The organism is Gardnerella sp. 30-4 (genome assembly GCF_001641215.1).
Taxonomy (GTDB): Bacteria; Actinomycetota; Actinomycetes; order Actinomycetales; family Bifidobacteriaceae; genus Bifidobacterium; species Bifidobacterium leopoldii.
Genome location: NZ_LXJL01000005.1, coordinates 1 through 22144, shown reverse-complemented (window position 1 = coordinate 22144; position 22144 = coordinate 1). Strand labels below are relative to the sequence as shown.

At 41.2% G+C, this 22144-nt stretch carries 14 protein-coding genes and 1 tRNA gene; 11 read left to right on the top strand and 4 right to left on the bottom strand.

All coding sequences use genetic code 11. The annotated features are described in order from the left end of the window. Nucleotides 1–96: 96 nt before the first annotated feature. From A5294_RS00590 to A5294_RS00540, 11 genes are all read left to right on the top strand, one after another. Nucleotides 97–423, top strand: coding sequence for a TM2 domain-containing protein (locus tag A5294_RS00590; RefSeq protein ID WP_004119289.1), 327 nt, complete (start codon nucleotides 97–99; stop codon nucleotides 421–423). 67 nt (nucleotides 424–490) lie between these two features. Next, nucleotides 491–1201 carry a dephospho-CoA kinase gene (coaE, locus tag A5294_RS00585; protein ID WP_064340202.1) on the top strand — a complete coding sequence of 237 codons (711 nt, stop codon included), beginning with the start codon at nucleotides 491–493 and terminating at the stop codon, nucleotides 1199–1201. 6 nt (nucleotides 1202–1207) lie between these two features. Further along, on the top strand, nucleotides 1208–3322 hold the full coding sequence (gene uvrB, locus A5294_RS00580; protein ID WP_064340200.1) for an excinuclease ABC subunit UvrB: 2115 nt from the start codon (nucleotides 1208–1210) through the stop codon (nucleotides 3320–3322). 300 nt (nucleotides 3323–3622) lie between these two features. After that, a complete protein-coding gene (locus A5294_RS00575) occupies nucleotides 3623–3895 on the top strand; it encodes a type II toxin-antitoxin system RelB/DinJ family antitoxin (protein WP_004107052.1) in 273 nt (90 codons plus the stop codon). Continuing rightward, nucleotides 3892–4173, top strand: coding sequence for a type II toxin-antitoxin system YafQ family toxin (locus A5294_RS00570; protein WP_004107050.1), 282 nt, complete (start codon nucleotides 3892–3894; stop codon nucleotides 4171–4173). Before A5294_RS00575 ends, A5294_RS00570 begins: the two co-directional genes overlap by 4 nt. Nucleotides 4174–4570: 397 nt before the next feature. Then, on the top strand, nucleotides 4571–6010 hold the full coding sequence (pyk, locus tag A5294_RS00565) for a pyruvate kinase (RefSeq protein WP_004107046.1): 1440 nt from the start codon (nucleotides 4571–4573) through the stop codon (nucleotides 6008–6010). A 232-nt stretch (nucleotides 6011–6242) separates the two neighbouring features. Continuing rightward, nucleotides 6243–6316 (top strand) — tRNA-Leu (locus A5294_RS00560). Between the two features lie 224 nt (nucleotides 6317–6540). Further along, entirely contained in the window at nucleotides 6541–8100 is a 1560-nt protein-coding gene (locus A5294_RS00555; protein ID WP_064340201.1) for an alpha-amylase family protein, read from the top strand. A gap of 247 nt (nucleotides 8101–8347) precedes the next feature. Next, on the top strand, nucleotides 8348–14281 hold the full coding sequence (pulA, locus tag A5294_RS00550) for a type I pullulanase (protein WP_064340199.1): 5934 nt from the start codon (nucleotides 8348–8350) through the stop codon (nucleotides 14279–14281). Nucleotides 14282–14460: 179 nt separating this feature from the next. Beyond that, nucleotides 14461–16143 carry a VWA domain-containing protein gene (locus tag A5294_RS00545; protein ID WP_004119297.1) on the top strand — a complete coding sequence of 561 codons (1683 nt, stop codon included), beginning with the start codon at nucleotides 14461–14463 and terminating at the stop codon, nucleotides 16141–16143. A 52-nt stretch (nucleotides 16144–16195) separates the two neighbouring features. After that, nucleotides 16196–17623 (top strand): glycoside hydrolase family 3 protein, encoded by a 1428-nt coding sequence (locus A5294_RS00540; RefSeq protein ID WP_004119300.1) that lies wholly within the window; start codon nucleotides 16196–16198, stop codon nucleotides 17621–17623. Nucleotides 17624–17734: 111 nt separating this feature from the next. On the opposite strand, the gene tig is transcribed toward A5294_RS00540, so the two are convergent. The 4 genes from tig to pflA all read right to left on the bottom strand — a co-directional run bounded on the left by tig (nucleotide 17735) and on the right by pflA (nucleotide 22110). Then, entirely contained in the window at nucleotides 17735–19084 is a 1350-nt protein-coding gene (tig, locus tag A5294_RS00535; RefSeq protein WP_004119087.1) for a trigger factor, read from the bottom strand. A 53-nt stretch (nucleotides 19085–19137) separates the two neighbouring features. After that, nucleotides 19138–20568 (bottom strand): HRDC domain-containing protein, encoded by a 1431-nt coding sequence (locus A5294_RS00530; protein ID WP_064340198.1) that lies wholly within the window; start codon nucleotides 20566–20568, stop codon nucleotides 19138–19140. Nucleotides 20569–20751: 183 nt separating this feature from the next. Next, nucleotides 20752–21123, bottom strand: a complete 372-nt coding sequence (locus A5294_RS00525; RefSeq protein WP_004119085.1) for a hypothetical protein — start codon at nucleotides 21121–21123, stop codon at nucleotides 20752–20754. Nucleotides 21124–21228: 105 nt separating this feature from the next. Further along, nucleotides 21229–22110: a pyruvate formate-lyase-activating protein gene (gene pflA, locus A5294_RS00520; RefSeq protein WP_004106335.1), complete on the bottom strand. Its 882-nt coding sequence runs from the start codon at nucleotides 22108–22110 to the stop codon at nucleotides 21229–21231. Nucleotides 22111–22144 lie beyond the last annotated feature (34 nt).

Genomic DNA, 22144 nt, shown 5'->3' with positions numbered 1-22144 from the left:
AATTAAATGTGAGTACAACAAATTTTCTTTTAAGAAGCACGATTATATGATTTTGTTAAAGCATTAATTAAGTTATTAAGAGGATTGGTGAAAATTATGAGTACATTTGATAACAATCAGAAGAATGCTCAGTTTCCTTCATACGATGGAAATAATTCAGCGAATAATGCTACTTTAGTAAGTTCTCGACATAAGCTTGCTGCTGGTCTTTTAGCGATTTTTGTAGGTGGTTTAGGGATTCACAATTTCTACCTTGGCTTTAAAGGCAAGGCTATTGCCCAATTGTTGATTTCTGTTCTTTCTATTGGTTTGCTTGCAGGTATTTCGATTATATGGTCATGTGTTGAAGGAATTTGCATTCTTTGCTCAAAGCCTGGGACTAAGTGGCATAAAGATGCTGATGGTGCAGAATTACAAGATTAACCATTTGTTTTCTTTTAATAACAATGCCCTGGTAATTATTTACTGGGGCATTACTTATAATTTATATATGACAATATTGCGGATTGCGGTAACAGGCGGAATTGCAGCCGGAAAATCTACTGTAGTAAACCATTTGCGTTTGCTTGGTGCGTTTGTTATTGATTACGATGTTTTAGCGCGTAAAGTAGTGGAACCGGGAAGCGCAGTATTGCAACAAATAGTAGGTATTTTTGGGGAAAATGCTGTTAAGAATGATGGTTCTTTAAATCGTGCGTTTATTGCAGAGCATATTTTTGGAGATGGCTATGAACGTAAGCAAGCATTAAGTAAGATTGAGTCTATAATTCATCCTGCTATTTATGATTGCGCAAAGCTTTTAGAAAGCGAGTATATTAGTAAAATTTCTAAGGAAAATTGCAATGCTAAAGAAAATCGCAATGAGGTAAGCAGCGTAAGCTCGGTTATTGTGCACGACATTCCACTTCTTGCGCAAGTAATCGACAGCATTCCATTTAGTTTTGATCATATTATTACTGTTGAAGCGCCTCAAGAAATTCGCGTTAAGCGAATGATAAGCGAGCGGAACATGACTGAGAGTCAGGCTTTAGCGCGCATAAATAGTCAACTTCCAAGTAAAGTTCGAAAAGATATGGCGGATTTTGTAGTTGATTCCACTAAACCAATGGAATCTATGCTTAACAGTGTTGACGATACGTTGAAATCATGGTTGCGCGAAATAAACAATAAAAGTGCTGAAATTGCGAAACTGGGGAAGTAAAAGATTATGTCGAATAAAATTCAGCGCACAAACAAGCCTTTTGTAGTAAAAGCGCCGTATGCGCCTTCGGGTGACCAGCCGCAAGCAATCGAAGAGTTAGCGAATCGCATTGAAAACGGAGAAAACGACGTTGTTTTAATGGGTGCTACTGGAACTGGTAAAACTGCTACAACCGCTTGGCTTATTGAGCGTTTGCAACGACCGACACTTATTATTGAGCCGAATAAAACTTTGGCAGCTCAGCTTTGCGCGGAATTTCGCGAGCTTATGCCAGATAATGCCGTGAGCTATTTTGTGTCTTATTACGATTACTATCAGCCGGAAGCGTATATTCCGCAAACAGACACGTATATTGAAAAAGATTCGAATATTAACGACGATGTTGAGCGGCTTCGTCATGCTGCTACAGCGAATTTGCTTACTAGACGCGATTGCGTTGTTGTGGCTACTGTTTCTTGCATTTATGGACTCGGTACTCCAGAGGAGTATGCCGAGCGAATGCTTATGCTAAGCGTTGGCGAGCAACTTGAGAGAGATGATTTATTGCGTCAATTTGTGAGTATGCAATACAAACGCAATGACATTGCCTTTACGCGCGGAACTTTTAGAGTGCGCGGTGACACAGTTGAGATTATTCCAGTGTACGAAGAATTAGCTGTGCGAATTGAGTTCTTTGGTGACGAAATCGACAGAATTACCATGTTACATCCTCTTACAGGAGAAGTAATTCGCCAGGAGAGTAGTGTTCATATTTTCCCAGCATCTCACTACATTGCAGGACCGGAGCGCATGGAACGCGCGTTGGAGGCGATTGAAAAAGAGCGTGACGATAGAGTAGCGCAGCTTAAAAAGCAGAATAAATTGCTGGAAGCTCAGCGTTTGGAAATGCGAACTACGTACGATTTGGAGATGCTGCGTCAGGTTGGTGTGTGCCCAGGAGTGGAGAATTATTCTAGGCATTTTGACGGACGCGATGCAGGCACACCTCCGCATACTTTGCTTGACTTTTTCCCAGATGACTTTTTGCTAGTTTTAGACGAGTCGCATGTAACAGTGCCGCAAATTGGAGCTATGTATGAAGGTGATGCTTCGCGCAAAAGAACGCTTGTGGAGCATGGTTTTAGGCTTCCTTCTGCAATGGATAACCGCCCGTTAAAGTGGAAAGAATTTTTGGAGCACATTGGTCAAACTGTGTATCTTTCTGCAACGCCTGGAGATTATGAGCTGGGGCTTTCAGATGGCGTAGTTGAGCAAATTATTCGCCCTACCGGCTTGCTTGATCCTAAGATTGAGGTTCGCCCTGTAGAAGGTCAGGTTGACGATTTGCTTGCGGAAATCAAGGAGCGAGTAGCAAAAGATGAGCGCGTGCTTGTTACTACGCTTACAAAGAAAATGGCGGAAGACTTAACTGATTACTTTTTGGAGCTTGGTATTAAAGTTGAGTACTTGCATTCTGATGTTGATACTTTGCGCAGAGTGGAGCTTTTGCGTGAGCTTCGCGAAGGCAAAATTGATGTGATTGTTGGCATCAATTTGCTTCGTGAGGGTTTGGATTTGCCGGAAGTCTCGCTTGTTGCGATTTTGGATGCAGATAAGGAAGGTTTCTTAAGATCCTACCGTTCGCTCATTCAAACGATTGGCCGTGCTGCTCGTAACGTTTCTGGAACTGTGCTTATGTATGCGGATACTGTTACGGATGCTATGAGCAAGGCGATTAGCGAGACAGAGCGCCGCCGTGAAAAGCAAATCGCATATAACAAGGCTCATGGAATTGATCCTAAGCCTTTGCGAAAGAAGATTAGCGATGTGAACGATATGCTCGCTAAAGAGGATGTTGATACGCAAACTTTGCTAGCAGGCGGTTACAGAAATGCTAACAAGGCTGGGAACTCGCATTATGGCGTGCCAAAAGAGCCAAATCTTGGGCAGCAAAGCAAGGAAAAGCGTATGGCGAATATTTCTGAGCTTCCGCAAGACGATATTATGTCGCTGATTAAAAATTTGAGCGAGCAAATGCATGTTGCTGCTGAGCAGTTGCAATTCGAGCTTGCAGCGCGATTGCGCGACGAGATACGCGATCTAAAGAAAGAATTGCGTCAAATGGATGCGGCTAATAAGTGATGCTAATAAATGAGCATTGCAAATTGATGAGCGTTGCAAATCAAAAATGTTCGTGCAATTGATTACTTTTATCTACTGAAAATATTTGACGCGTATGTCAAAATATTTATTGATTTTTCTAACATGATGTAATTTTGGGTTTRAAACTACTTAATTAGTAAGAGAGTTTAATTTATTCAATCATGTGAATTAAAGATTATTGGATTACTTTAGTCAGTTTAAGTTATATACAATGCAATGACAATATGTTGAATGTAAACGAATGTTTGCGTATAGTAAAAGAAGATGGAGGTGTCGTATATGACTACTACGAATTTAAATATTAGAACAGATAAGGGAATTAAAGAACAAGCTGATAAGATTTTTTCAGAACTCGGGCTCAATATGACAACAGCGATTAACATGTTTTTGCGAACAACTATTCGTGAGAACGGGATTCCATTTTCTCTTAAATTAGAGGTTCCAAATGATACAACGATTGCTGCTATTGAGGAAGGTAGACGGATTGCGTCTGATCCTAGTGTAAAGGGTTATCGGAATATGGGAGATCTTAAGGTGGCTCTTGATTTATGAAATATGAAGTAAAATTCACGAATCAATTCAAAAAAGACCTTAAATTAGCTAAGAAGCAAAATAAAAATACGGATAATCTTTTAAAAGTAATTGATGTTTTAGCTAACGGTGGTGTACTAGAAGCTAAATATTGTGATCACGGTCTGACTGGAAAATATAGCGGAACAAGAGAATGTCATATTGAACCCGATTGGCTTTTAGTTTATGAAATTAAAAATGAAATTCTTGTTTTGATGTTATACAGGCTTGGTACGCATTCAGAATTATTTAAGAAATAAAAACACATTTTAAATCTACAGCTTTTGTTGATAAAAGGTTTAGTGTGTGGCTGCTTTAGGCTGAGCTTGTGCAGAATAAGCAGGTTGCAAAGTAGTCTGGCTGGTATAAATCGTAAGCATGCTAGGCATTTGCGCTAGCTAGTGTTAGCTATATAGTGCGCTAATCGCGGCTAATCGCAAGCTAAACGCGATTAATAAGAGAGCGTATCTAGTCGTGTTTAATCGTAGTAAATAGATATTCCTTGAGTATTTTTTGTGAGCGTTCACAAAACGCCGAATAAATACAATAAGCGGTCACAATACGTTGATACACTGGAAAGCGGAATTGGGCGTTTTATGGTTTTATCATTAAATCGCCCATAAAAAAATAAACAGAAATAGAAAATAGGTAGGCATTATGCGTAAAGCCAAAATCGTTGATACTATTGGTCCAGCTACCGAATCCTTGGAAGGTATTACCAAGCTTGTTGAAGCCGGTATGGATGTTGCTCGTTTGAACCGTTCTCACGGCACTCCTGAAGATCATTTGCGCGTTTACAACAACGTTCGTGCAGCTTCCAAGTCCACTGGCCGCAATGTTGCTGCTCTTGTTGATTTGCAAGGTCCAAAGATTCGCTGCGGATGGTTCAAGAAGAACGCTGAAGGCGAAGATAAGGTTTATTTGGAAGAAGGTCAGGAGTTCATCATCACTACTGATGATGTTGAAGGTGACGAGCACCGTACTTCTACAACCTTTAAGGGCTTGCCAGGAGATTGCCACGCAGGCGACCCAATTCTTATCGATGATGGTAAGGTTCGCCTTGAGGTAACTAAGGTAGAAGGCAACGACGTTCACACTAAGGTTATTGTTGCTGGTCCAGTTTCCAGCCACAAGGGCATTAACCTCCCAGGCGTTGCAGTTTCCCTCCCAGCTTTGACTGAAAAGGATGAGGCTGATCTTCGTTGGGCTATTCGCACTGGTGCTGACATTATTGCTATGTCCTTCGTGCGTTTCGCTACCGATATTGATCGCGCTCACGAAATCATGGACGAAGAAGGTCGTCGCATTCCAATCGTCGCCAAGATTGAAAAGCCACAGGCTGTTGAAAACTTGGAAGAGATTGTTAAGACCTTCGATGGCATTATGGTTGCACGTGGTGATATGGCTGTGGAAATGCCTCTCGAAGAGGTTCCACTTGTCACCAAGCGCTGCATTGAGCTTTCTCGTCGCTATGCAAAGCCAGTTATCGTTGCTACTGAAGTTCTTGGCACAATGGTTAACTCTCCAGTTCCAACCCGTGCAGAAGCTTCTGACTGTGCTAACGCTGTTCTCGACGGTGCTGACGCAACAATGACTTCTAACGAAACTGCTGTTGGCAAGTATCCAGATGTTACCGTTAAGACTATGTCTCGTATTTCTCAGTATGCTACTGAGCACGGCTATGATCGCATTCCTGCTGTTGAGCTTGACATGTCTAGCACCGGTGCAGTTTCTTCTGCAGCTGTTGATTTGGCAGATAAGCTTAATGCTAAGGCTATTGTTGCCTACACTCAGACTGGTCGCACAGTTCATCGCATTTCTCGTGAACGCCCAACCGCTCCAATCTACGGCTTGACTAACAATGAGCACACTTATCGTTGGTTGGCTTTGAGCTGGGGTACTGAAGGCTTCTTGATTGATGAAGATTACCATGACATGAATCGTCACGATTTGATGATCTTCACTGACAAGGTTCTTCGCGAAGCCGGTAAGGTTTCCGATGGTGATCAGATTGTTATCTTGAGCACTGCTCAGGGTGAACGCCAGGCTGGTCGCACTGACTCCATCTACGTTCACACCGTCGGTGCTTGCGACTAATTGCTTGATTCTGCGTTCTTGTACTAATACGCTAGTTCTTCTAGTTTAAGTGCATTTGCGCAGTAGTATAGTTTGCATAATGCGCGCTAGCTGTTTTGCAGTTTGCGCGCATTATGTTATGTATGATCAATATTGTTGATTTGCGACACGCGCAAAACGCTTTAACTATTTGCATGTGGCTTAAAGTGTGCTATAGTCAACAAGTCGCAAAAAAATGCGGAAAATTAAAAATGCCCCTGTATCCCAATTGGTAGAGGAAACAGCCTCAAAATCTGTGCAGTGTGAGTTCGAGTCTCACCGGGGGCACGTGCACGACGTCGCTTAGCTTGCTAGGCGACGTTTTTATTTTATATTTTAATGTCTCGTACATAAACAATAAGCGTATAATAATAAAAGTATTCTCGCACAATGAAAGTGCTGTACGTGATGTGAAAGGARCAACGATGATCCACAGTGCACGATTGCAAGTAAGTGAGCGTAAAAGAAGTAATTATGCTTGCGAATTAATCAATAATTACAAGCGCAATGTAATGTGCTCTTTTACTGCAATTGCTGCAATTGCTGCTGTAGCAACAGTATTAATGTGTATTTTTGCTATTGTTCCAAACTCTTCGGCATTTGCTTCAACTAAATCAACAGACGGTCTTCCGCCAAAAGGTGTGATCGTTACTGCTTTTCAGCAAAATTGGAAAAGTATTGCAAAAGAGTGTAAGCGAACTTATGGTCCTGAGGGTGTGAGTTATGTACAGGTTTCGCCGCCGCAGGATCATATTAGAGGTAAAGCGTGGTGGACTTCTTATCAGCCAGTTAGTTACAATCTAAATTCAAAGCTTGGCACTGAAGACGAGTTTAAAAATATGATTACTACTTGCAGGGCAGCTGGTGTTGGAATTGTTGTTGATGCTGTAATTAATCACACAACCGGTGATAGTAATAAAGATACTGTAGGTGTTGGCGGTAGTAAGTATGATGCGGCAAATCAAAGCTATCCGGATGCTGGTTACACAAAAGATGATTTTCACCAAATAGATAAAGATATTTACACATATAAAGATGCGCAAGTCGTTTGGAATTATCGTTTAGTTGGTTTGCTTGATTTGGATACTTCTAAGTCTCATGTACAAAAAATTCTTGGTAACTATTTTGCAAAATTGCTGAAAATGGGTGTTGCGGGCTTTAGAGTTGATGCCACAAAACATATGTGTCCTGAAGATGTGAAAGGCATAAAAGAAGCTGCTGCTAAAGCTGCTGGAATGAAGCCTGAAAATATTTGGTGGATGCAAGAAACAATTGGTTTTCCTGAACAAGATCCTAAAATTCAGCCAGATCAATATGTTGGTACAGGTGAAGTAGATGAGTTTGAATACTCGTATCGCTTGCGTAATTATTTCTATGGCTCAATTGAGAATTTGTCTCATATTACAGATCAGCTTATTCCTAATAAGAAAGCAGCTATTTTTGTGACTAACTGGGATACTGAGCGTGACAATTCGACTCGAGTTCTCACTTATAAGGATGGGGCAAAGTACGAGTTAGCTAATGCTTTTATGCTTGCTTATCCGTATGGAACACCAAATATTTATTCTGGATATAAGTTCACTCAGCGCGATGACGGTGCTCCTGGTGCAACTGATACGAACATTCCAGATGTAAAGTGCGGAAAGAATTCTCAGTGGCAGTGCACTCAGCGTTGGACTTCTATTCGTGGAATGATTGGATTCTACAATGCTGTTAAGGGCACGAAAGTAACTCAATGGCAGGATGACAACGATAATAACATTGCTTTTAGTCGCGGAAACAAGGGATTCTTGGCGATTAACAATACTGATAAGCCTAAAAATGTGAGTTATAAAACTGATTTGCCTGACGGTGAGTATTGTAACGTATATGCTTCACGTAAATGCTCTAGCACAGTTACTGTAAATGGTGGGAAAGTAGAGATAACTATTCCAGCTAATTCTGCTATTGCTTTGCATGTTAAGGCTGTAGAGCATTTTGGAAGTACTTCCACGTTTAGTACTGTGGCGATGATTGTAATTGTTTTCGCTGTGCTATTGATTGAGTTAGCTCTGATTCTGTGCAAAAAATAAGGCAGGTTCTAATAAGTAAATTGCGAAGTAAAGGACGATCTGGAAGTAAATTTGTATTGACATTATTACAGTTTTTGTATAGTTATTGCAATATTGTCAATATGTAGATGTTATAATTTTCTCCGCTGATAATGCATGTTTATAACGATGGCTGGCAACATAGTAGTGCTAGCCATCGTTTGTGCATTGAGGCTATTAATGCGCCCAAGGAAGAAGCGTGTTGATACCAATGGAGGAAAGGATACTGATGAGTCATCGTCGACACTTTGCATCGAAGATGGTTGCTGTTGCTACGTCTGTTGCAATGCTTGTAACTGGTTTTGCTGTTACGGGTAGTGCAAACGCTGTTAGCGATAGTTCAAATAAAGAAAATCTAACTCTTAACCGTAAGGGCGTTATTGTTACTGCATTCCAGCAGAATTGGAAGAGTATTGCTCAAGAGTGCACTAAAACTTACGGTCATGAGGGCGTGAAGTATGTGCAAGTGTCTCCTCCGAATGATCATGTAAAAGGTAAGCAGTGGTGGACTTCTTATCAGCCTGTGAGCTATAAGCTTGATTCTAAGCTTGGCACTGAAGCTGAGTTTAAGCAGATGATTCAAACTTGCAAAGCGGCAAATGTTGGAATCATTGCTGATGCTGTGATTAATCACATGACTGGTGCCGATAATAGAGATAAAGTTGGCATTGGTGGAAGTGCATACGATGCTGCTACGCAAACTTTCAAAACAGCTGGATATACTAAGGATGATTTCCATCAGAGTACTGAAAATATTAAAAATTACAAGAATGCTGAAGAAGTTTGGACTCACAGGCTTGTAGGTTTGCTTGATTTGGATACTTCAAAGCCGCATGTTCAGCAAGTTTTAGGCAAGTATTTTGCAGATTTGCTTAAGATGGGTGTTGTTGGTTTCCGTGTGGATGCCGTTAAGCATATTTCGCCAGCGGATATGAAAGCCATTAAAGCTGAAGCTGCAAAGCAGGCAAATACTACTCCTGACAAGATTTGGTGGATGCAGGAGACGATTGGCGATCCTTCTGAAGCTCCAGAAATCCAGCCAGCTAAGCATTTAAACGAAGGCGAAGTCAACGAATTCCAGTATTCCTACCGTTTAAAGAACGATTTTTATGGATCAATTTCGAATCTAAAGAATATTACTAATGGGCTTGTTCCAAGTGATAAAGCTTCGATTTTCGTTACTAATTGGGATACTCCTCGCGAAAATTATGTGCGCACTCTCACTTATAAGGATGGTCCTCGCTACGAGCTTGCAAACGCGTTTATGCTTGGCTATCCGTATGGAAACCCAAACATTTATTCAGGGTACAGGTTTGCGGATGGACATAAGGATGATGGTGCGCCTAATGCGACCGATACGTCTGTTCCAGATGTAAATTGTTCTCCAAAAACTGGCTGGCAGTGCACTCAGCGTTGGACTTCTATTCGCGGAATGATTGGCTTCTTTAATGCTGTGAATGGTGCTCAAGTCACTAATTGGCAGGAGAGTGACAATAATAACATTGCATTTAGCCGCGAGAAGAAGGGTTTCTTAGCAATCAACAATACGCCAAACGCAAAGAGAGTTTTGTATAAGACTGATTTGCCTGATGGTGAGTATTGCAACGTTTATGCTGCAGGTGACTGCTCTAAGACTGTTAAAGTTGCAAATGGCAATGTTGCTGCGACTATCGCTCCTTATTCTGCAATTGCTTTGCATGTAAATGCAACGACTAAGAATGTTAAAAAGATTGCAGCTCGCAATGAGTCTGATCCAAAATACAATGTTGACGATGTTAAAGACCAGTCAACAACTGTATATTTCAATGCTAAAGGTAAAGCAGGTAATCCAAGTTCTGTAAATATTCATTATCAAATAAGTGGTGATAATTGGACTGTAGCTCCCGGATTGCCAATGCGCAAAGTTTGCAATGATTGGTTTGCAAAGACTATTACTAATCGTGGTGAATTTAAAGCTGTATTTAATAGCGGTGTAGGCAATTGGTATCACATAAATGGCCAGAATGATGGCGATTTCATTATTCCTGCTGGCGCAAAGAATTATGTGATAGATAATAATCTCAATGGTTCTATCGCAGAACAGGCTCCTTGCGAAGTTGAGGATACATCTTCAAAACCTTCTGCATTAAAGACGAAGATTGTTATTCACTACAATCAAAAAAACACGAATAAAGGTGTTTATATCTGGGGTCTTAAAGATGCAGATGGTAAAGAGATAAAAGGTACCTGGCATGCATTTAATGGTCAAGACGCTTTTGGTAAGACTTACACAATTGAAGCTGATGGCACTTACGAGAGTGGAAAAGTCGGATTTATTATTACTACTGATCCAGGAACTGATAATAAAAATTGGCATAAGGACGGAACAAAAAACCGTTTTATTTATAATATCGAAGATGGAGTAGGTCAAGCTTGGGTTATAAGCGGGAATGAAGATACTTTTGCTGAACCACCAGTTGAAGTTGCGGACAAACTTAATAAGATTCAAACGTTAAACGTTACTGTTCACTACCGTAGAACAAACAAGGATTACGCTGGTTGGAATCTCTGGACGTGGTATGGTAAGCAAGAAGGCGTAAAGCAAGATTTCACGGCTCATGATGATTTCGGCAAGATTGCAGAATATACGTTTACGGATAGTAATGGCGTAAAAGATCCGAAGTTTATTGTGCGATATTCTATGCAAGGCAACGATTGGGTTGCTAAAGATCCTGGTGAAGGCGATCGTGCAATTCCTGCAAAGGCAATCACTTTAAGCCAAGATGGTAAAACTGGTAATGCTGAAATCTGGCTTATGCAGGGCGATAGTAGAGTTTACTTAAGTCCAAACGTAATCAACACGAAGGCTAATGCTATTAATGCTGATATTACGTCTTTGAAGGAATTTACTGTAAATGCGAGCGGTGACCCTTCAGAGATTAAGAAGAATGACGTAACTATAACTGATGTTACAGATTCAAAGAAAGAGAATCATACGGCAGTAGATATTTCGCAAGTTGCTGTTGTAGATAATAAGATCGTAATCACCGCAAAGAACGAATTAGATCTTAAGAAAATGTATGAAATCAGCATTAAGGGTGTTGGTGGAATGCCTAAAACAGTGTCTGTGTCAACTGTTAAAGGCTCTAAGATTGTTCGCACTGATGAGTTCGATAAGAAATACGCTTATGCTGGCGACGACTTGGGTGCTGTTGTAAATGGTAATTCTACGACTTTCAAGCTTTGGGCACCAACTGCTACGAAAGTTGAGCTGGTAACTTATCAGTCTGATGCTGAGAATGCTCCAGAAGCTAAAACGCAAGAGATGAAGCTTGAAAGCAATAATAGTGTGTGGAGTATTACTACAAGCGATGCAAAAGTTGGCACTGCTTACACGTACAAGGTTCATTTTGCAGATGGTGCTGTTAATAATTCTCCAGACCCTTATGCAAAAGCTGCTGTGCGAAATGGAATGAGATCTGTTGTATTCGGTGGCAGTATGGCAACACCTGTAACTCGCATGGCATCGTTTGGTAAGCGCCCAACTGATGCGACTATTGCAGAAATGAATATTCGCGACTTTTCGATTCATGAAAGTTCTGGCGTAGATGTTGCAAAGCGCGGCAAATATCTCGGTGTAATTGAATCTGACACTAAGAATGGAAGCAAGCCAACTGGTTTGGATTATTTGAAGTCCCTCGGCATCACTCACGTGCAAATCATGCCAATGTATGATTTTGGTTCTGTGAATGAAGCAGGAGATTTGAGTTACGGCAAGTCAGGTGCTCAAAACTGGGGCTACGATCCAATCAATTACAACGTTCCAGAAGGTTCGTATGCGTCTGATTCAGCAAACCCTGCTACGCGTATTGCGGAACTAAAGCAAATGGTTGACGGTTTGCATAAGGCTGGCTTGCGCGTGATTATGGATGTTGTTTATAACCACGTTTATAACGCTCAAAAGAACGCTTTTGGCCAAACTGTGCCAGGTTACTACTTCCGTTACAACGATGACGGCAGCTTTACTAATGGATCTGGTTGCGGAAACGATACTGCTTCTGAGCGCAAAATGATGCGAAAGTATATTGTTGACTCTGTAAAGTATTGGGCTAAAGAGTACGGTATTGACGGCTTCCGATTTGATTTGATGGGATTGATTGATCTTGAAACCATGAAGGAAGTGCGTAAGGCTGTTTATGACATTGATAAAAACTCTATTATTCTTGGCGAAGGCTGGGATATGAGCCAATTGCCTTATGGAAACCGCACTATTCAGCCTAATGCGTATAAGCTTGCAGACAATAATGGCGTTGCATTCTTTAACGATTCCTTCCGTGATGCTGTAAAAGGCAAAGGAGATGATGATGTTGCTGGATTCGTGTCTGGAAATAGAGGCAGTGACAATCTGGTAATGCAAAATCTTTACGGTTGCCAGCCTGGAAACTCAAGTTGCACTGATAGACATTATGCGAATGCAGGTCAGACTGTGCAATATGTTGAAGCTCACGACAATCTTAATCTTTACGATAAGTTGAAGAAATCTTTGCCTCATGAGTCAGAAGAGAATCTTAAGAAGCGAGTAATGCTTGCTAATTCGCTTGTAATGTTTGCTCATGGCATGCCATTCTTTGAGCTTGGTCAAGAGTTCTTACGAAGCAAGAACGGCAATAAGAATAGCTACAATGCTGGTGATAGTGACAATTCTGTTAAGTGGGATTTGGTTAATAAGAATTCTGATGCTGTTGAATACTTCAAGGCATTGATAAAGTTAAGAAACGAAATTCCAGCTTTACGCGATTCTACATATTCTGATGTTAATAAGAATATGCATTGGATTAAGAGCAGCGATGGTATTAATGCGTTTAGTGTTGATGCCAAAGATAAAACGTATGTGTTTATTTTCAACGCTAATAGTAGTGAATCTACTGTGAATATTGGCAAAGGAAAGTATCACGTGCACATTGCTGATGGAAAAGCTAATGGTGATGATGCATCAAAGTTCCCTGAAGCATCTGTAGACGATAGTGGAAATTACAAGGTTTCTGCTCTTTCTACTGCAGTGCTTGTGAAGGTTGCTGAAAAGAAGAATAATAAGAATTCTATTGATCTTGAAAAGGTCGCTGAATATAAATTGCATCCTGCTGACGTAAGCGAACTAGTTAATGGTACTGTGAATCCTGCGCCTGAGCCATCGCCGGCACCTGGTCCTGTAAATCCTCAGCCTGGTCCTCAACCTCAGCCTCAGCCTGGTCCTGGTCCTGTGACGCCAACGCCTCAGCCACCTGCTCCTGCTCCTGTAGTTCCAACACCAGCTCCTGGACCTCAGCCGCAGCCTGGTCCGCAACCAGCGCCAGTTCCAGCTCCAACTCCTGGTACTGTGAATCCTGCTCCGGCTCCTCAGCCTGGTCCACAGCCTTCGCCATCACCTGCTCCGGCTCCGGTGCCAACGCCTCAGCCTGCACCAACACCGTCTCCGGCACCGGCTCCTCAGCCTCAGCCATCTGAGCATGAAACTCCAGCTAAGCCGGATCAGACTAAGCCAGATCAGACTAAGCCGGATCAGTCTAAGACTGAAACTCCAGCTGAGCAATCTGAACAGTCCGCACCTGCTAAGTCTGAACAGTCTGCACTGGCAAAGTCTGAGCATTCTGCGCCAGCTAAGCCGGCAGAATCCACTCCTGTACCTGTTGCTCCGAAAACTGTTCAGCAGCTTAATCCAGAATTAAAGGGAACTCTTAGCGTTGGTAACAATAACGTTGCAACTGCAGGTGTTGTTAACAGTGTAAGAATTAATCTTGTAAACAGCGAGTTCATCGAGCGTTTGCAGCGCGATGGAGTAGTTTATGCATACGCGTACATTTACTCGTCTCCTCGTTTGCTTAAGGGTGCTGATGGTTCAAAGTTTGTGACTGTTCGCATGGTTAATGGCAAGCCTCAGTTTGATGCTCAATTCCCAGCTGGATACATCGGAAAGCATACGGTTGTTTTGGTTGACGAGAAAGGTAATCAAGTTGCTTGGACAGATATCACAGTAACAAACAATGCAGTTTCGCAACAGCTTCATAGTTTAAGTGCGACAGGCAGTAATATATTCGTAGTTACTGCTGTATGCTCAATACTTATTGCTGCTGCGAGCGTATTGCTACTTCGTATTAAGAGTCACAAGCGCTATAGGAATTCGTGAGGTTTTATTAGTAAATAAATGAACTAATAAGTTCGCTCATTATAAAAGCCGAGGATAATTGCATTTGTTGCGATATCCTCGGCTTTGTGTTTGAAGCAGGGTATAGAATTAATAGATAGTTTGGTTTTTTATAACTGTATGTGAATGTTTTACTAATAAGGAAGAGAAAGAAGAAAATCATGTACTGCGTTAATTGCGGAGCTATTTTAAAAGATAATACGAGGTTCTGCACGCAGTGTGGTGCAGAAATTACTTCTTCAGCAAATAATACTCAGTCTCAGCAAGCAGAGCAGCCTCATCCTGAAGCGCAAACGCAAGTATTTTATACCAGCAACATTCCTAATCAGTATTATCGCCCTGAAGCAAATACACAATACCCGTATCAACAACAATACGGGTATGCGCAAGTTGCTGCTGAAAATGATGCGAAGCGAAGGAATATTATTATAGCTATTATTGTTATGATTGCTGTTATTCTTTCAAGTATTTTCGGGTATTGCATTTGGGATTATATGAGACCAAAACAAATTCCTTACGAAACTTTGCGAAAAGAAATTATGAAATCCAATAAATACGCGGATTATAAGTTGAAAATTGTTGACTCTGACGTATCTAAATATCCTCATGTAAAACTGTACTTTTCGCTTACTGATAGTAGTGGAAAAGCTTTGGAAATTGATTCTCCTACTGCTGCAATTCGTGAGAAGATTGGTGGTGGCAGAGAAGCTGAAAGACTTATCCATAAAGTTGAGCGCATTAAAGATAAACAAGGTGTTAATTACGAAATTCTGCTTGATAAATCTGGATCTATGGAAGATTCTATAGATACGATGAAACGTACTATGAGTGATTTTGTGCGCAATCTTAATTATAAGGTTGGCGATACAGGAGAGCTTATATCTTTCGATAGTTACTTAATGTATATGGCAACGTATACTAACGATAAAGATCGATTGCTTACAGGCATTGATAATATGACTCCTTACGGCATGACAGCTTTGTATGACGCACTTTATACCGGAATTACTAATGCTTCTAATCATCCTGGCTTTAATTGCGTAATTGCGTTTACTGATGGTCAAGATAATGAGAGTACTCATACTGCTGATGAGGTTATTTCTTTAGCTAAAGAAAAAGGTATTCCTGTATATTTGATTGGTACTAGTGAAGCTGATTCAAGTACTCTGCAAAATATTGCGAATGAAACGAATGGTTACTTCTGGGATATGAATTCAATTTCAGATATGCAAGAGGTAATGAATAGAATTCGAGTCAATCAAGATAATGTTTATTGTTTAGAATATGATTCTGATTCTTCTTCGAATGCGTATGCTGATCGAGTGGTTTCTGCATTGGTTGCAGATTCCAAGAATCATCAGTCTGGTGGTATTGGTGATGATTTGTCGTTTAAGCCAATTAAGAAGAAGAATTATAAGAAGGGTGCAACTCGCTTCGTGCTACATAAGGGCGATGTGAAGTGGACTGAAGCTAATAGTGCATGCATGCAAGATGGTGGTTACTTAGTAACTCTTACCAGTAAGAGTAAAGAGAAAAAGGTAATCAATATGGCGAAAAAGGAAGGCGTTAAGTATGTGTGGATTGGCGGTTATACTTCGCAACGTGAGAATGGTGACGTATTTGCGCACTGGGTTACTGGTGAAAAAGTAAAGTATGAAAACTGGTTGCCAGGAGAACCAAGTCGAAACGATAAAGATGGAGAGCCTGAGTTCTATCTTATGCTTTGGCGTTTAAATGATGAGTGGTCTTGGAATGATCAGCGCGATGATTTATTTACGACTCCTACATTGCGTAAAACCTTTAGCGGTAAAACTGGCTATGTTTGTGAGATAAATAGGCATTAGTATTACGCTACTACTTTTTGGTTCATTTTTAGCGAATTAGAGGAAACTCGTTATGCGAAAGCAAAGGACACGTAAACTACAAAGCAGTCCGCATTATGTAGATGGTCGCACTATGCAATATCGTAGTGCTCAGCATCATAATCAAATTGCAAGTGTTGTTCCAAGAAAGCGTTTTGCTGCTATTTTAGTGGCTATTATAGCTATTGTTTTACTTACAATATCTATGTTTGCTGCAGTATCTGTTATGCGCTCGCATTTTTTTAATGTTTCTTCTAAAACTTATGTTAGTAAGAAAACAGTTAACCCTGCGGATGTGGCTAAAAAACTTGAAGCACTAAAGCAAGCACGTAAAAGGCAAGCAAGACGGGGGATTGACCCTAATAGCAGTGTTGTTAAAAATGTGCTATCAAAGATGTCTCTTGAAGATAAAGTTGCTCAAATGTTCATAGTTAAGCCTGAAGAATTAGCTGGAACATACGGGACTGTGGTATCTTCTGGCTCGCAAATGCAGCAGTCGTTTAATTCCATACCTGTTGGCGGAATAATGTATAGCAGGGAGAATATTCAGAATCCTAATCAAACTCAGCAAATGATTTCTGGGTTGCAATCAATAAGCGAATCTAGAGTGTCACTGCCTGCTTTAGTAGCTGTTGATGAAGAAGGTGGCACTGTTGCGCGAGTTAGCTCAAATCCTCAAATGGGTGTTAATTCCTCGCCTAATATGAGGGATATTGGAGCGACTAAGAAAACTCGCAAAGCTTATAAAACTGGTGCTTACATTGGTAATTATCTTTCGAATTTAGGTTTTAATGTTGATTTTGCTCCAGTTGCTGATGTGATTACTAATCCGGATAATAACCTGATGATCAAGCGTTCATTCGGCTCTAATGCTTCGCTAGTTGCAAATATGACAGATGCGTTTACTGACGGTTTGCAAGAGCATCACGTTTTTGCCACGTATAAGCATTTTCCTGGTCATGGCTCAACTTTTGAGGATTCTCACAAAGGCGTTACTGTTTCGAACCAAACTCCACTTGCGTTAAGAAAAATAGATTTAGTACCATTCAAAGATGCTGTAGACACTGGTGTTAAGTTTATTATGGTCAGTCACGTGTCGTATCCGAAGATTACAGGTGATGATATTCCTGCTAGCATGTCTGAGAAAATTGTTACTGGTTTAGCTCGTAAAAAGCTTGGTTATAAAGGTATTCTTATTTCTGACTCTTTAGGAATGGGCGCAATATCGTTGCGCTATTCTCCTGGAGTTGCTGCAATTACAGGAATTAAAGCAGGCATCGATATATTACTTTCTCCTGCAAATTTGCGTCAAGCGTATTATTCTGTTGTTAATGCAGTTCGTCAAGGTGATATACCTGAGTCTCGAATTGATGAGTCTGTAAAGCGAATTATTGCAGTAAAATTGCAAATTGCTCAGCAATTAAAGAGTCAAAATGTAAAAAATTCTAAAATAACTAAATGAATCAGCGTGTTGCATTTATTTAARGTATAACAACAACACAAAAACCCAGAGCAAAAGCCCTGGGTTTTAGCAAATATGAGAAAGTATAAACTTTCTCTTGTTTGAAAAATACTACTTAGAAAGTTCGTCAGCAACTTCTGCAGCAGCAGAAGCAGCCTTCACGCTTTCGTCTTCGTCATCATCCTCAGACAAGAATGCACTCAAGTCAAGAGCTTCTCCGCCGGAAACGAACTTTACAGCACGCATACCAGCAAGCAAGCCCTTAGAACGAGCAACTTCCTGCACGGCAGAACCAAGCTGACCGTTGTTAACGATTGCGTTAATGAACTGGTTTGGATCCATGCCGTACTGCTGAGCAACAGAAACCAAGAAGTTGGTGACGTCAGCCTGGGAAACAGTCACATCCATCTGTTCAGCCAAAGCGTCAAGAACCATCTGGTCGCGAAGTTCCTTCTCAGCAGCCTGCTGAGCTTCGTCCTTCTGCTTCTTGGTAGCTTTTTCAGGATCAGGGGTCATGCCCTTCAAATGCTCTGAAACAGCCTTGTCCAAAACGCCCTTTGGCACAGGAATTTCAACTTCTTCCTGAAGCTTAACAAGGAATGCGTCACGGGCATTAGTTGCCTGACGACCTTCAGCAGCCTGCTCGCAAGCCTTGCGAATATCTGCCTTCAATTCCTTCAAAGTATCAAACTCGGAAGCTTCCTGAGCAAAATCATCATCAAGCTCTGGCAATTCCTGAGTCTTTACGGAATTAACCTTAACTTTAATCTGAGCCTTCTCGCCCTTGTGCTTGCCGGACTCGAGAGTACCTTCAAAGGTGGTTTCTTCACCGGCGGAAAGGCTATCCAAAGCCTCATCCAAACCGTCAAGCAACACACCGGAACCGATTTCGTAGCTTACGCCCTCTTGTGCATCAACTACTTCGTCATCGATACGAGCTTCCAAATCAATGTTAGTGTAATCACCCTTAGCTGCAGGACGATCAACACCAACCAAAGTAGCAAAACGCTGACGGAGGCTTTCTAAGCGCTCCTTGACATCCTTGTCGGAAACCTTTGGCTTCTCAACTTCAATCTCAACGCCCTTGAACTTGTTCAACTTGAAATCTGGACGACGCTCAACTGTTGCTACAAACTTAAGACTTGCATCTGCATCAGTCGACGTTGGAACTTCCTGAACGTCAAATTCTGGCTGATCCATTGGGCGGATCTTCTTTTCTTCCAAAGCCCTGGAATAAAGCTCTGGTACAGCGGAATTTACGGCTTCGCCAGCAACAGCTGCGAAACCGACGCGCTGATCTACAATCTTGCCTGGCACATGTCCCTTACGGAAACCTGGCACGTTAATTTGCTTAGCAATCTCCTTACGAGCTTCTTCCAAGAATGGTTTGAAGTCTTCGAGATCTGCGGTAATGGTGAGCTTAACTTTAGTTGGCTCAAGATTCCTGACGCTGATTTTCACGCTTGCGCTCCTGAAATTACGTTTTTTCTAGCTTCTGCCGTATGGCACAACCGTTACATGATAGCGCGAGTTACGGACTCAGCTACCAATCGGGTTTGCCATTCGCGAGCACCATGCTCACTTAAGAATGTTTTAACATCAATATCTTGCGCATCATCACGCCAGCAAAGATTACGAATAATCTGTGGTTTGATAATAATTTCTGCAGGAGTATGAGTGTATTCAGAAATTTGATTTAACTCAGCTTTTACTCTTTGTAAACGCTCATAACGCTTAGGGTGATGTTCTCGCCAATATTTCATAGATCTAGGAGCGCTTTGTGAATCTTGCATATCCTGTAAATACTGCGAATCTGATGAATCATGGCAATCCTGACAATCGTTAGAACCTTGTGACTCGTCAGTATCTGTTGATTTAAGTACGCTCGTTTTACGAGATTCGCGCGAATTAAGTTGAATAGCTCCATTCGGTAATACTGGATGCACATCATCCATAGCTGTTTCACCAGATTTAGCGCGCAAAATAGCATTCTCTATAACGTTTTTCCAAATAGATGGTTTAATTTTGCGCTGAATTGGAGCGTAACGCTCGAACATTTTGTCTTGCTCACTGCCAGTGTGCATTCGCACTCGCTCATTCAAAGAACGAATAGCACGAAACGCGCGCGCATTACTAGGTTTACGCTTACCAGCTTCAATAATCGCAGCATCAGAAAGTAGCAGAGTTGGCGCAATATCATATTCACGCGCTAAAGCATCTCGCTTTTGCCACAATGCTTTCGCAATAACTAAACCAACACGATCGTGCATAAGCACACTTATATGCGATATTTTAAGCCATGGACGCGGATGCGGAGCTTTCTTTTGTGCACCCTTATTAAGTAAGTGTTTAAATTCTTCTTCCGCCCAGGAAAGCTTACCTTGCTTTTTTAGCTCACCGCGCATTACTTCTTCTAGCTCAATAAGTAATTCAACGTCTAAAGCCGCGTAATTTCGCCAATCTCTAGGAAGTGGACGATAAGACCAGTCCGCTGCGGAATGTTCTTTTGCGAGGGTCAAACCCAAATAATATTCAGTTACAGAGCTTAAACCAAAGCGCTTTCTACCAAGTAATTTAGCCGCAATCTCGGTATCGAATAAAGCACGAGGACGCAAACCAATATCGAAAAATCCTGGCAAATCTTGCATCGAATCGTGGATAATCCAAGGCGCATCTCCTACTGCCTTGTTAAATTCGTTCCAATCGGCTCCAAGTTTTGTAAGTTCTATTGGATCCAGTAACCCGATTCCTGCACCTTTGCGTTTAAACTGAATCAGCCAATCTTCATGACCATATCTAAAACCGGAAGCTCGCTCAGCATCTGCAGCTAAAGAACCGGAACCTGATGCCAACAAGCTGCAATAATCTTTATATGCTTCAAGCGTATCAATGACTTCTGGAACTCCTTCTCTAGGCTCTTTTAAAAGCTTTGGTTCCTCGTTCAAGTACGCCTCCCGATTTGCATGCTTTAGCCAAATTCTTACGTTTTTTGCAACTTATTCTGTACTTTTTGCAAAATGTTGCGCAAGATATATTTAAGCCGTGTTATAGATTATGCATCTTTTAACACGGCTTCAACTTTCGCACACAACTACGACTATTCAAAAAATAAATAATCAATTAAATAATCAATCTGTTTTATTGTTTGCTATTTCGTCATTTATGCGTTTAACAAGCTTAGTTTTAAGGAATCTAGTAAGAGTAAATGCGACTGCCGAAACTAAAACTGTTGGGATAACGTAGACAGTATGTAAACCTAAATCTCTTATTGGGAAAGTGGCAAGTTCTGTAGCAATGGTTATAGCAATAGATATTATTGGCACTTCAATAAGAAGTTTCTTATCGAAAGCCGCAACGATATTTATCGGCAACAAAATTATCGGCAAAACAATTAAAATAATAAGCGCTGTGCCAAAGCCAAACTGATCGTTACACCGTGCAAAAATAGCTAACGCTAATGCAAAAGCTAATGCAATCCAACAACCTATTCTGCGCTTCATTGCGTATCCTTTCTCTAAAAAGGGTGTTTGTGTAATTATACAAAATCCTTTAAAAAAAAAACAATACAATACGCAAAAATTGCCTAAAACGCATCGAGGTTCAGTCTAGTACACAACAAAACCGTGGTCTTTGAACTGGTTTACAACTCGCTCTTTAAGTGCTCTAGAAGGTCCTTTTTGATTCTCAAGAGGGTACGGAATTCGAAGCTCATGCCACTTTGGACGACCTAGTTGATGGAAGCCAAGCACGTCAATATGCTCAACAGCATCACCAAACGAATCGCAAATCTCAGCAACTTTTTCAACATTTTCTTCGCTGTCTGTCAAACCTGGAACGAGCACAAAACGCACCCAAATCTTCTTACCAGCCTTCGCCAATCGCTGACCAAAGTCAATAGTTGGCTGAAGTAAGCCGCCAGTTACTTTTTTATACGTTTCTTCAGTTCCGGATTTAACGTCAAGAAGGCAAAGATCAATGTCTTCAATCATTTCATCCGTATAATTGCGATTCAAAAATCCGGAAGTGTCCAAGCAAGTATGAACGCCCATCTCTTTTGCAGCACGAAAAACTCTAGATACAAAAGCCGGCTGCATCATGGATTCGCCGCCAGAAAAAGTGATCCCACCGCCTGTTGCTTTAAAAAGACTTTGATAACGGTCAACTTTTTTAATCATCGCATCTAAATAGACTGGCTTTCCGTCGCGCATTTTCCAAGTATCAGGATTCTGGCAATACTGGCAGCGCAGCGGGCAGCCACTCATAAACACTGTCATACGAGTACCAGGACCATCAACAGAAGTGTTAATATCCCACGAATGCACAAATCCAATATCGCCAGTTTTAAGAGCTACAAGGCGATCTTTTCTGTCTAATCCAATTGGAGATTCAAAGCCGGAAAGTCCACCCATTAAAGTTTGGCGAGCATACTCTTTTGACTCCTTCAACATATGCTGAGTTGTGGTACGAAACGCTGTGTTTTCAGCCATCTAACTGCCCTCCAAACTATTTATAAATAAATAA